Raw genomic sequence first — 11773 nt, forward strand, 5'->3', positions numbered from 1 at the left:
ATCGCGGCGGTTAATGAATCGCTAAGATCAGCGCGACTCGCTGGGCTCGCGCGCGGCGATCTGTTCGACCAGATCGACGATGCTGCGACGAAGCTTGGCGTCGGAGATCTTGGTGAACGCACGCGTCAATGCCAGGCCTTCCGACGTCGCGAGAAAATCGGAAACATACGACGGAGACGGCGCTTCGCTGAATCCGCTGCCGTTGGCGAGGCCGCCGCTGGGGCCGCCTTCGAACAGAAACGACACCGGCACTTGAAGAACTTCCGAGATCTGCTGAATACGACTGGCGCCGACGCGGTTGGTGCCCTTCTCGTATTTCTGAACTTGCTGGAAGGTCAGGCCCAATGCTTCGCCGAGCTTTTCCTGGCTCATGCCGAGCATGATGCGTCGCATGCGCACACGGCTGCCGACGTATTTGTCAACAGGATTGGGCGCTTTAGTCGACATCTCACTTACTCCTCGAGGCACATGCAGTCGCAAACGGAAAGCGAAAGCGATCGCGGGTTGGAATACGCCTGAAATATCGGAGCCGTCAAATGTCTTCGGATGCCGGCGTTAATAGACGCCATCGGAAAAACGCAATTAACGCACGTGCGCATTGTATCCAGCTTAATCTCTGGTTGCGCGGCTGCGTCGCGTACTATCACCGGGGTGACGGTCGCCTTCGTAATAGTACAAGCATCAGCGACAGCGCAACCAGTACAGCAGCAGGAAGTTCGCCGACCCTCGCATAGACAGTGGGCGGAATTGGCTGCGGCAGGGTCGCGTCGAGCACACCTTCGAGGCCGAGACCGAGTTGTCCGACGATGCGGCCCACCGGATCGATCACCGCCGAGATACCCGTATTGGCGGCGCGCACCAGCGGCAGTCCTTGCTCCACCGCGCGCATCCGCGCCTGCTGCAGATGCTGATACGGACCGGTGGAAACGCCGAACCAGCCGTCATTGGTGAGGTTCAGCATCCAGCCGGGACGCTGGCCGCGAATGTCGATTTCATCGGGGAAAATCGCCTCGTAGCAGATCAGCGGCAGCAGCGGCGGCGCGTTGGGCAGATCGAGATTCTGCCGCTTCACGCCGGGCAGGAATCCGCCCTGCACCTTGGTGAGTTGTACGAAGCCGATCTTCTCCATGAAGTTCTGAAACGGCAAGAATTCGCCGAACGGCACCAGATGAAGCTTGTCGTAGACCTGCAGAATCGAGCCGTCGTGATCGATCGCATAGATCGAATTGTAGGCACGGGTGATGCGCCGCCCCGGCGGCATCTCCGGCGGTCGCACTGATCCGGTGAGCAGGATGGTGCCTTTGGGCAACAGTTCGGCGATCTGCGCCATCGCGTCCGCCTCGCGCGCGAGGAAGAACGGGAATGCCGATTCCGGCCAGATCAGCAGGTTGACGTCACGCACGCCTGTCGCATGGGGGCCGGTCGAACGATCCGACAGAGTGAGATATTTCTGCATCACCTCCGCCTTGGCGGAGTAGTTGAAGCGCTGATCCTGCTGCACGTCGGGCTGCATGATCCGCAGCCGGACATTGTCGACCAGGCGGGTCGGCGTGAGCTGCAGCCGGATGCCGCCATACACCGCCATCGCGATCAGTACGCCGAGCGCCGCGGCGGGCGCGACCCAGCGCCGGCGCGTGTCGGCGCGATCGTCGACCAGCACCGCCGGACTGGCGAACACCGCGACCGCGATGAAGGTCAGCCCCCACAATCCCACCAGCGAGATACTCTGCGCCAGCGCCAGCGGCTCGGTCAGCGCGTAGCCGAACGCGTTCCACGGAAAGCCGGTCAGCACATGGCCGCGCAGCCACTCGCCGACAGTGAGGCTGACGGCGAGCGCGAGCACGCGCATCGCGTCCGGCCGCCACAATAGCCGCGCCAGCGCGAAGCCGAGCGCGCTGAACAGCGCCAGATACGCCGGCAGTCCGCAGATCGCGACCGGCAGCAGCCAGGCGAAGGTCTGGGCATCGACCAGAAACGCGTAGCCGATCCAGTACAGTCCCGGGACGAAGTAACCGAAACCGAACCACCAGCCGGCCATCGCGGCCGCCGGCACGCCGCGCCATTTGCCGGCGCCGGAGCCGTCGATCAGCCACACCACGATCGGGAAGGTGACGAACAGGATCGGCCAGGCGTTGAACGGCGCCATCGCCAGCGACGACAATGCGCCGGCGAGCAACGCGATCGCTGCACGCTTCCAGCCCCATGCGAGGATGATGCTCGATGCGGCTCGGCTCAGCAGATGGGGCAATGTCACGGCGTGCTCGCTCACTCGCCGGGCGGCGAAGGATTTGGACTGGTCGGATCGGCGGGCGGAGGGGCGGATTGATCGGACGCCTGATCGCGGCGGCGGGTCTCGCGCGGCCGCACGACGGGGCGTTCCTTGCGGATGCCGATGCGCAGCCGCTTGACGCGGCGGGGGTCGGCGTCGAGCACCTCGATCTCGTAATTGCCGGGGCCGGAAATCACTTCGCCGCGCACCGGCAGCCGGCCGACATGGTTGACCAGATAGCCGCCGAGCGTCTCGACGTCCTCGCCGGCCTCGCCGGCCTCGCCGGTGACGAAGCCGTCGCCGATCATTTCGCGCGCGTCCTCGAGGCTGGTGCGGGCGTCGGCGACGAACGAGCCGTCGGCCTGCTGCACGATCGAGGGCGGCTCGGTGCTGTCGTGTTCGTCGTCGATCTCGCCGACGATCTGTTCGACGATATCCTCGATCGAGACCAGGCCGTCGGTGCCGCCGTATTCGTCGACCACCAGCGCGAGATGGATGCGGGCGGCCTGCATCTGCGCCAGCAGATCGATCGCGCGCATCGACGGCGGCACGTAAAGCAGCTTGCGGATGATGCCGGTCTCGGTCAGCGGCATCTTCAGATCGATGGCGCGCAGATCGAGCCCGGCCGGCAGCGGTTTCTTGCGCTTGGCGACGGTCTGCGGCGCCACCTTGGCGTTCGCGGTCATGAACGCGACGAGGTCGCGGATGTGCACCAGGCCGACCGGGTCGTCGAGCGTCTCGTCATAGACCACGAGGCGCGAATGCGCCGCGCCCTGGAACAGGCTCATCAGTTCGCCCAGCGCGATGTCCTGCTTGATGGCGACGATGTCGGCGCGGTGCACCATGACGTCGGCGATGCGGCGCTCGTGCAGCCCGAGGATGTTGCGCAGCATGGTGCGCTCGAGCGCGCTGAAGCCGGTGTCGTCCGCCGGGCTGGTGTCGAGCACGACCTGCAGGTCGTCGCGCACCGAGCCGGGCTTCCAGCCGAACAGCGAACGGATCGCGCGCATCAGCCAGGCGGCGCCGGCCGGCCGCAGCACCTCGCCCTGATGCACCACCGCCGGCAGTTGCTGGCCGCGTGGTAAGTCCTGCTCCGATGGCTGGGCCGCGCTCTGCGCTCTGTCGCCGTCCGGCATGTCAGCTCACCCGATCCTGATCGGCATAGGGATCCGGAATGCCGAGGCCGGCGAGAATGCGGCGCTCGGCGCCTTCCATCGTCTCCGCCTCGGCGTCGGTCTCGTGGTCGTAGCCGACCAGATGCAGGAAGCCGTGGACCGCCAGATGGCTGAGATGATGATCGAACCGTTTGCCCTCGTCGTCGGCCTCGCGCCGCACCGTCTGGTACGCGATCGCGATGTCGCCGAGCAGTTTCGGCGCGACGTCCGGGCTCCGGGAAGCGCCCTGATAGTCCGGCTGCGGCGCCGGAAACGACAGCACGTTGGTCGGCTTGTCGAGACCGCGATACGACGCGTTGAGCGCGCGGATGCCGTCGTCGTCGGTCAGCATCACGGCGAGTTCGGCCGCGCCGGTGTCGGCGTCGACCATCGCGGCGGCGGCTTCGATCGCGCGGAGCACGATCGCTTCGGCGGAGGTTTCGGAGCGCCAGCAATCGGCGGCGATCACGACCTCGGTGGCGGGAATGGCGGAACTACTCATCGGCTTCAAATTACTGCCCCGAGCCGGCCCGATGCAATCGGCGCGGCTCGCAAAAACGGATTGTGACATCAGGCCGCGCCACCCGCCGGCTTCGGCGGGATCCCCTCATAGGCGGCGACGATGCGCGCCACCAGTTCGTGTCGGATGACGTCCTCGGCGGTGAATTTGACCTGGGCGATGCCCTCGACGCCGGACAGCAGCTTGACGGCCTCGGACAGTCCCGAGGTCTGGCCGTTCGGCAGATCGACCTGGCTCGGATCGCCGGTGACGATCATCCGCGAGTTCTCGCCGAGCCGGGTGAGAAACATTTTCATCTGCATCGAGGTGGTGTTCTGCGCCTCGTCGAGGATGATGGCGGCGTTGGTCAAAGTGCGGCCGCGCATGAAGGCGAGCGGCGCGATCTCGATCTCGTTGGTCTGCAGCGCGCGTTCGACGATCCGCGAATCCATCAGATCGTACAGCGCGTCGTAGATCGGGCGCAGATACGGATCGACCTTCTCGCGCAGATCGCCCGGCAGGAAGCCGAGCCGCTCGCCGGCTTCGACCGCGGGGCGGGTCAGGATGATCTTGTCGACCTCCTTGCGCTCGAACAATTGCGCCGCATGGGCGACCGCCAGCCAGGTCTTGCCGGTGCCGGCCGGGCCGACGCCGAACACCAGCTCGTGGCGCTTCAGCGCGCGGATGTAGGAATCCTGCGCCGCGGTGCGCGCCCGCACCGGGCGCTTGCGCAGATTGATCGCCTCGAATGCGCCGGCGGTCGATTTGCTGTCGAACTCGAACAGCGAGCCCTGCGCGATCACCGCGCGGATCGCGCCCTCGACGTCGCCCTGGCTGAGATCGCTGCCCGCCACCGCCTGGGCATACAGCGCCTCCAGCACCCGCCGGGCGGCGTCGCAGCCCTCGCGCGAGCCCGCGATGGTGATGTGGTTGCCGCGCGAATCCACCACCACGGCGAGCCGTCGCTCGATCTGGGCGAGGTTCTGGCCATACGGCCCGACCAGCGCCGAGGCGGCGCGGTTGTCGTCGAAGGCGACGACCACCTGGGTCTCGGGTTGGGTCTCGGGCCGAGGCGGGCTGTCGCGGTCGAGCTTGCGGCGGGTCATCAGCGAGGACGAATCCGATACGCTTTTTGCCAAGGGGCTCAGGCTCCAGTAGCGGCCAGAGGACGAGCATGCTGCGGCGGCGTGGCCGCCAGTTCGCCGAGCAGGCTGTAGCGCTCGAGACTGTCGACCCGGACCGGGAGGACCTGCCCGATGATGCTGTCGGGCGCCATCCCGGGACCTGTAAACGTCGGGCCTGGAAAGACGTGACCAGGAAAAACATGGGCGGGCTGCAGATAGGCGGTGCGGCCGACGATCTGGCCCGGCTTGCGGCCGGCGCGCTCGAACAGCACGTCCACGGTCCGGCCGATCGCGGCCTTGTTGAAGGCCGATTGCTGAGCGTCGATCAATTGCTGGAGTCGCTCCAAACGTTCGTCCATCGCCGCTGCGGGCACCATCTCCGGCATCTCCGCCGCGGGCGTGCCGGGCCGCGGCGAATATTTGAACGAGTACGAACCAGCGTAGCCGATTTGTGTGACCAGTGCGAGCGTCGCTTCGAAATCCGCCTCGGTCTCGCCGGGGAATCCGACGATGAAATCCGACGAAAACGCGATCTCCGGGCGCACCGCGCGGAACCGGTCGATCACCCGGCGATAATCCGCCGCCGAATGCCTGCGGTTCATCGCCGCCAGAATCCGGTCCGAGCCCGACTGCACCGGCAGATGCACGAACGGCATCAGGGCATCGAGATCGCGATGCGCCGCGATCAGATCGTCGTCGACGTCGTTGGGATGGCTGGTCGAATAGCGCAGCCGGGCGATGCCGGGAACCGCCGCCAGCCGCTGCAGCAGGCGGCCGAGCGTCCAGGGCCGGCCGTCCGCGCCGTCGCCGTGATAGGCGTTGACGTTCTGGCCGATCAGCGTGATCTCGCGGACGCCGTTGTCGGCGAGCCGCGCGACGTCGTCGAGGATCGCCGCCACCGGCCGCGACACTTCGGCGCCGCGGGTATAGGGCACCACGCAGAAGGTGCAGAACTTGTCGCAGCCTTCCTGCACGGTGACGAAGGCCGAGATGCCGCGGGCCCGGATCGTCTCCGGCCGCGGTTGCGGCAGGAAGCCGAACTTGTCGGCGACCGGAAACTCGGTCTCCAGCGCCCGGCCGGTTTGCGCCGCCTGCGCCAGCAGGCGCGGCAGATGGTGATAGCTCTGCGGGCCGACCACGACATCGACTGCCGGCTGACGCCGGACGATTTCCTCGCCCTCGGCCTGCGCAACGCAGCCGGCGACCGCGATCTGCATCTTGCGGCCGCCTTTGGCCGCCTCCTCGCGCGCCAGCCGCAGCCGGCCGAGCTCGGAATAGACCTTCTCGGACGCCTTCTCGCGGATGTGGCAGGTGTTGAGGATCACCAGATCGGCGTCGTCCACGCTGGCGGTCTCGACGAAACCCTCCGGCGCCAGCACGTCGACCATGCGCTGGGCATCGTAGACGTTCATCTGACAGCCATAGGACTTGATGTGCAGCTTGCGCGGCGGGGCCATGACAACCGGGGTTTGAGGTAAAAGCTGCCCTGCTCTACAGGCGAAAACCGGCGAAATCCAGCCGGCGACCGCCGCACGACCCCGGTCGCAGCAATTTTATCGAATTATTTCAGGCAATTGCCGCATATCGGCGAACACCTGGGCGGCGCCGGCGGCGGACAGCCTGGCGTCCATGCCGGGCACGCAATGGCTGCCGCCGACGAAACCCAGCACCGCCATCCCGGCGGCCGTCGCGCCGAGAATGCCCGGGACGCTGTCCTCGACCACCACGCAGCGCCCCGGCGCCACGCCCATCTGCCGCGCCGCATGCAGAAACAGATCGGGCGCCGGCTTGCCGTTGGCGACCTGCTCGGCCGAGAACAGGTTCGGCGCGAAGCGCTGATACAGGCCGGTGCGGTTCAGCGCGAAGCTGATGCGCTCCGGCGTGCCGCTGGAGGCGACGCAGACCGGCTGCGCGATCGCGTCGAGCGCATCGTTGATGAAGGGAATCGGTTCGAGGCTGTCGGCAAAGCTGCGCAGCAAATCGGCGACCAGTTGCGCCTCGAACTCGTCGGCGAAGGCGCGGCCGAGTTCGGCCTCGATTTCGCGCCGCGCCTCCCGGCCGGAGCGGCCGAGGAAGCGCTCGGCGACCTGTTCGGTGGTGATCGGATAGCCGTGGCGGGTCAGCGTTTCGGCGTGGACGCGGCAGGAGATCACTTCGCTGTCGACCAGCACGCCGTCGCAATCGAAGATGACGAGGTCGTAAGTCAATCACGCCCTTTCGTTTCCACCGTCATGCCCGGGCTCGTCCCGGGCATCCACGCCTTTCAGCGCCGGCCACGTTCAAAGACGTGGATGGCCGGGACAAGCCCGGCCATGACGAGTCGTTCACAACTATTCGACCTCGAGCGAGGCTGACAGCGCTCGACGCCCGACGGCTCAGGCCTTGTCGTCGTCGAGCGGGACGCAATACAGCTCGAGCCGGTGATCGACCAGCTTGTAGCCGAGCTTGCGGGCGATCTCGGCCTGCAGCGTCTCGATCTCTTCGTTGGTGAACTCGATCACCTTGCCGTCGCGCAGATTGATCAGGTGATCGTGATGGCTGTCGCGCATCTGCTCGTAGCGGGCGCGGCCCTCGCGGAAATCGTGCCGCTCGATGATGCCGGCGTCCTCGAACAGCTTGACGGTGCGGTACACGGTCGAGATCGAGATCTTGTCGTCGACGGCGACGCAGCGGGTGTACAGCTCCTCGACGTCGGGATGATCGACCGACTCGGCGAGAACCCGCGCGATCACGCGCCGCTGTTCCGTCATGCGCATGCCGGTGGCGGCACAGCGGGCTTCGATTTCAGTGGCCTTCATATCATTGGCCTTCATATCGGACATCGGCGTCAACGCATTGTTGGAATTGGACGGAGCGACGAGCACTTGTGCCATCGCGCGAAAATTAGGACAAGTCGCGACGCATTATCAATGCGTTCAATTGTTCGCCGTCGGGCTGGCGATAATAGCGCTCGCGGCGTCCGACGATCTCGAAACCGGCGCGCTGGTACAAACGCCGCGCCGGCTGGTTGTTTTCCTCGACCTCCAGAAACACTTTGGCGACACCGTGGCCGGCGAGATGGCCGAGATGCGTCAGCAGCAGTTCCCGGGACAATCCGCGGCCACGGTAGCCCGAGGCCACGGCGACCGAGAGGATTTCGGCTTCGTCGGCCCCGAATCGCGAGGCGATGAATCCAATGATCCTACGTCCCATACGCAATCGGTGCACCAGCGTGTTGCGCTGGCTCAAAAGGTCGGCGAATTCCTCCTCGCTCCAACCGGAGTGAAACGACGCGGCATGGAGCTGCGCCAGTTTCGGGCTGTCGCGCAGCGTCGCGGGCTCGACGACGGCGTCGGCGTAACCCCAGAATTCGGCCAACCAGGTCATCATTCGAGCAGCATCATTCGAGCAGCGTCATGCGGCGGGCTGCGCACGCGCCAGCGCATCGGCCTGCGGCTTCGCATCCGGGGCGCGCAAATAGAACGGCCGCGCCGGCGCGGCTTCGGGCGTCGCGGCGGCGCCGAGCCAGGCGATCCAGAAAATATCCGGGGCGGGCTGCTGATCGATCAGCGGCGCCGGCGGCGTCAACGCCGGCCAGCGCGCGGCGAGCAGGCCCGCCGCATTGCCGACCAGCCGCGGCGCGCCGTGGCGGACGGTTTCCAGCGCCTCGCTGATCGGCCCGACGCGCGGCGGGACCAGCCGCGTGCCGTTACCGCTGACGAGCTGATAGTAGACCTGATCGTGCCGCGCATCGATCGCCGACAGGATCGGCGTGTCGTCGCGCTCGCTGACCAGCGGCGCGGCGAAGGCGGACAGCGTGGTGAGGCCGACGATCGGCTTGTCGGCGGCGAGCGCGATACCGCGCGCGGCGGACAAGCCGACCCGCAACCCGGTGAAACTACCAGGTCCGGTCGTCACCGCGATGCGGTCGAGATCGGCGAAGCCGATGCCGGAGGCTTGCATGACGCGGCCGAGCAGCGGCATCAGCGCCTCGGCATGGCCGCGCTGCATCGGCTGCGACTCCCGGGCGAGCAGCCGGTTCGCTGCGGTGTCCAGCACGGCAGCGGCGCAGGCATCGAGCGCGGTATCGATAGCGAGGATCAACATCCGCCGAGCATATCAGCAATGCAATGCGCGCGTCATGCCCCGACGGACACGATCGACAGAGATTCGCCGACAACGCGCAGCAGGCCGACAACGCATCGCGGATGCAACGCAGCATGCGGCCGGACCGGCGCCATCGGTTTGGTACGATGGCGCGCGGCGAATCAGACCGGGCGGACTTCGACCACTTCGGGCACGAAGTGCTTCAGCAGGTTCTGGATGCCGTGCTGCAGCGTCGCGGTCGAGGACGGGCAGCCGGAGCAGGCGCCCTTCATGGCCAGATAGACGATGCCGTCCTTGAAGCCGCGGAAGGTGATGTCGCCGCCGTCATTGGCGACCGCCGGGCGCACCCTTGTCTCGATCAGATCCTTGATGATCTCGACGGTCTCGGCGTCGCGCTCGGCGAAGAACTCGTCGTCCTCGTCGCCGGCGTCGCCATCCGTCTTGCCGTCGGCCAGGATCGGCGCGCCGGACATGTAGTGCTCCATGATGGCGCCGAGGATCGCCGGCTTGAGATGCTGCCAGTCGCCGCCGTCCTTGGTGACGGTGACAAAATCCGAGCCGTAGAACACGCCGCTGACGCCATCGACGTCGAACAGCCGCTCCGCCAGAGGCGAGCGCGCCGCCTGGCTGCGGTCGGTGAATTCCATCGTGCCGCTGTCGAGCACGACGCGGCCGGGGATGAATTTCAGGGTGGCGGGATTCGGCGTGGGTTCGGTCTGGATGAACATGGGGATCTCCGTCGTCGCCGGTTCAAGGCCGGTGCGTGAGGCTGTGTCTAGCAGATGGCGTCGCGGAACGCACGATCAAGCCGGCAGGCCGCGGTGGAAGGCGATTGTGGCTTGAAAGCATTCAACTTTTCGAATCTCGGGTGACGACGGTCAGGTCAGCGCGTCGATGTCGTCGTCGGTCAGGCTCGACGCCACCACCACGACCGGAACCGGGAACGAGCCGAGATGGCGCACCATCGCGGTGACGATCGGGCCGGGGCCCTCCGGGCCGTCGCTCGCCGCCAGCACCAGCGTGGTGATGTCGACGTCGGCGTCGATCGCCTTGCGGACCTGGGCGATGGTGTCGCCCTCGCGGATCACCCGCTCCGGGGTGATGCCGGCGACGCCATTGGCGCGGCCGGAGGCACGGTCGAGCGCCCGTTCGGCGATTTCGATCGCCTCGGCACGCATCACATCGGCGACGCCGAGCCATTGCTGGTTCTGGTCGAGAATCTCGATCACCCGCAGCATCACCACGCCGCCGCCGACCCGCACCGCCCAGCGGCTGGCGTAATACACCGCGCGATCCCATTCGGCGGTGTCGTCGACCACGACCAGGCATTTCGGCTTGTGGCCGGATTCGTAACTGCGTCGCTGGCTGCTCAATGGTGTCCCCGGGTTCCCACGCGCGCGCCCGCGCAAACCCCGCCATGCTGCCACGGCGGCGCGGTGGCGGACAAGGGCACGGCCCTCATGGTGAGGAGCGCAGCGAAGCTGCGCGTCTCGAACCATGCGACACAAGCTCGTCCTTCGAGACGCCCGGCTGCGCCGGGCTCCTCAGGACGAGGGCCGAGGCCGAATATCAGCCCTTCTTCCGCACCATGCCCATGATGTCCTTCACCGACGTCATGGTTTCGGCGGCGATAACACGGGCGCGGTCGCTGCCCGACGCGAGCACGGAATCGACATAGCCGTGGTCGGCCGACAGCCGCTTCATTTCGCCGGCGATCGGCGACAATTTCTCGACTGCGAGATCGACCAGATTCGACTTGAATGCGGAGAACTGCCCGCCGCCGAATTCGCTCAACACCTGGGCCTTCGGCTTGCCGGCCAGCGCCGCAAAGATGCCGACCAGATTGTCGGCCTCGGGGCGCGGTTCCAGGCCCTTCTCCTCGGTCGGCAGCGGCTCCGGATCGGTCTTGGCCTTGCGGATCTTCTGCGCGATCGCGTCGGCGTCGTCGGTGAGATTGATGCGCGAATAGTCCGACGGGTCCGACTTCGACATCTTCTTGGTGCCGTCGCGCAGGCTCATCACCCGCGTCGCCGGTCCGGTGATCACCGGCTCCGGCAGCGGGAAGTACGCGTCGCCGAGGCCCTGCGCGGCGATCGAGGCGGAGAAGTCGTTGTTGAACTTCTGGGCGATGTCGCGGGTGAGTTCCAGATGCTGCTTCTGGTCCTCGCCGACCGGCACATGGGTGGCGCGATAGACCAGAATGTCGGACGCCATCAGCACCGGATAATCATATAGTCCAATGGAGGCGTTCTCGCGGTCCTTGCCGGCCTTCTCCTTGAACTGGGTCATGCGGTTGAGCCAGCCGAGCCGGGCGACGCAGTTGAACACCCAGGCGAGTTCGGCGTGTTCGGCGACCTGGCTCTGGTTGAAGATGATGTGCTTTTGCGGATCGATGCCGGCGGCGATGAACGCCGCGGTGACCTCGCGGGTGTTGCGGCGCAATTCGTCCGGGCCGCCCCAGACCGCCACCGGAACGGTGATGGCATGCAGGTCCACCACGCAATAGATGCAGTTGTGGGTCTCCTGCAGCTTCACGAAATTCACGATCGCGCCGAGATAGTTGCCGAGATGCAGATTGCCGGTCGGCTGGACCCCGGAAAAAACCCGCTGCGTAATGGCCATGATCGTGTTCCTGCGCATC

The 11773-nt window shown here is 66.4% G+C and carries 13 protein-coding genes; all 13 read right to left on the reverse strand.

Going from position 1 to position 11773, the window contains the following annotated elements; all coding sequences use genetic code 11:
• Positions 1–27: 27 nt before the first annotated feature.
• On the reverse strand, positions 28–447 hold the full coding sequence (locus SR870_RS17365) for a helix-turn-helix domain-containing protein (protein WP_322514787.1): 420 nt from the start codon (positions 445–447) through the stop codon (positions 28–30).
• 196 nt (positions 448–643) lie between these two features.
• Positions 644–2254, reverse strand: a complete 1611-nt coding sequence (gene lnt, locus SR870_RS17370; RefSeq protein ID WP_322514788.1) for an apolipoprotein N-acyltransferase — start codon at positions 2252–2254, stop codon at positions 644–646.
• 11 nt (positions 2255–2265) lie between these two features.
• Positions 2266–3405: a hemolysin family protein gene (locus SR870_RS17375; protein WP_322514789.1), complete on the reverse strand. Its 1140-nt coding sequence runs from the start codon at positions 3403–3405 to the stop codon at positions 2266–2268.
• 1 nt (position 3406) lies between these two features.
• On the reverse strand, positions 3407–3925 hold the full coding sequence (ybeY, locus tag SR870_RS17380; RefSeq protein WP_322514790.1) for an rRNA maturation RNase YbeY: 519 nt from the start codon (positions 3923–3925) through the stop codon (positions 3407–3409).
• Positions 3926–3993: 68 nt separating this feature from the next.
• Positions 3994–5061, reverse strand: coding sequence for a PhoH family protein (locus SR870_RS17385; RefSeq protein WP_322514791.1), 1068 nt, complete (start codon positions 5059–5061; stop codon positions 3994–3996).
• Between the two features lie 5 nt (positions 5062–5066).
• On the reverse strand, positions 5067–6503 hold the full coding sequence (miaB, locus tag SR870_RS17390; protein ID WP_322514792.1) for a tRNA (N6-isopentenyl adenosine(37)-C2)-methylthiotransferase MiaB: 1437 nt from the start codon (positions 6501–6503) through the stop codon (positions 5067–5069).
• 96 nt (positions 6504–6599) lie between these two features.
• The gene (locus SR870_RS17395) at positions 6600–7253 is read right to left on the reverse strand and encodes an HAD family hydrolase (RefSeq protein WP_322514793.1); all 654 of its coding nucleotides are present in this window, start codon (positions 7251–7253) and stop codon (positions 6600–6602) included.
• Between the two features lie 168 nt (positions 7254–7421).
• Entirely contained in the window at positions 7422–7868 is a 447-nt protein-coding gene (locus SR870_RS17400; protein WP_322514794.1) for a Fur family transcriptional regulator, read from the reverse strand.
• A 61-nt stretch (positions 7869–7929) separates the two neighbouring features.
• A complete protein-coding gene (rimI, locus tag SR870_RS17405) occupies positions 7930–8415 on the reverse strand; it encodes a ribosomal protein S18-alanine N-acetyltransferase (RefSeq protein ID WP_322514795.1) in 486 nt (161 codons plus the stop codon).
• 24 nt (positions 8416–8439) lie between these two features.
• The gene (tsaB, locus tag SR870_RS17410; protein ID WP_322514796.1) at positions 8440–9132 is read right to left on the reverse strand and encodes a tRNA (adenosine(37)-N6)-threonylcarbamoyltransferase complex dimerization subunit type 1 TsaB; all 693 of its coding nucleotides are present in this window, start codon (positions 9130–9132) and stop codon (positions 8440–8442) included.
• Between the two features lie 161 nt (positions 9133–9293).
• Positions 9294–9860: a NifU family protein gene (locus SR870_RS17415; protein WP_011439486.1), complete on the reverse strand. Its 567-nt coding sequence runs from the start codon at positions 9858–9860 to the stop codon at positions 9294–9296.
• A 150-nt stretch (positions 9861–10010) separates the two neighbouring features.
• Positions 10011–10505, reverse strand: a complete 495-nt coding sequence (locus SR870_RS17420) for a universal stress protein (RefSeq protein ID WP_322514797.1) — start codon at positions 10503–10505, stop codon at positions 10011–10013.
• Positions 10506–10701: 196 nt separating this feature from the next.
• Positions 10702–11754, reverse strand: coding sequence for a tryptophan--tRNA ligase (gene trpS / locus SR870_RS17425; RefSeq protein WP_322514798.1), 1053 nt, complete (start codon positions 11752–11754; stop codon positions 10702–10704).
• Between the last annotated feature and the right edge of the window lie 19 nt (positions 11755–11773).

Source organism: Rhodopseudomonas palustris, from assembly GCF_034479375.1.
Taxonomy (GTDB): domain Bacteria; phylum Pseudomonadota; class Alphaproteobacteria; order Rhizobiales; family Xanthobacteraceae; genus Rhodopseudomonas; species Rhodopseudomonas palustris_M.